The following is a 550-nucleotide window of genomic DNA, read 5'->3' on the forward strand; positions in this document are numbered from 1 at the left end:
ACATATCCCTCGGGGGCGCGGTTCCCGTCGAGGAACCACTCGTGGAAGGCCGAGGCCAGGTCCGTCTCTCCAGCGTGGGCCTCGCCGCCCTCCTCGCGGAACCAGTAGATGAAATCCGTCTCGTGGTCCGAACAGACAACCACCTCGCCCATCGGCTCCCCGTAAATAGCATCCGCGACGTTGCACTGCTCGATGTCTTCGTCGCCGTGAATCAGCCAGCAGGCGTCACAGGGGTCGACGACCCGCTCTGCGAGCACCAGCAGCCGCTGGCGGGTTTCCGGTTCCATCGTCTTGAGCGGCCGGACCCGTCCGTCCGGCCCGAGTACGTCCTCGTCGAAGCGCCAGCCACGAAGCCCGATATTGACCTTGCTCATACGTCAGAGTGGGAGAGTCCCGGACTAAAAGAGCGCGATATGCCGGTCGACTGCTACCGATCCGTCCGCGCTCCAGCATCATCGCGGAGTGTGAACCGGGTGTGTCAGCCGGTTACACCCACCGCTCGTTCGAAACATAGACAGTTCTAGCTAAATTTAACATGATTATTCCAGCT

The 550-nt window shown here is 61.5% G+C and carries 1 protein-coding gene; it reads right to left on the reverse strand.

Going from position 1 to position 550, the window contains the following annotated elements; all coding sequences use genetic code 11:
• Positions 1 to 374 (reverse strand): hypothetical protein (locus tag FY251_RS20810; RefSeq protein ID WP_148416852.1); only part of this gene is annotated, 374 nt, incomplete at its 3' end.
• Positions 375 to 550: the final 176 nt, after the last annotated feature.

Source organism: Haloferax sp. KTX1 (assembly GCF_902410085.1).
Lineage (GTDB): Archaea > Halobacteriota > Halobacteria > Halobacteriales > Haloferacaceae > Haloferax > Haloferax massiliensis.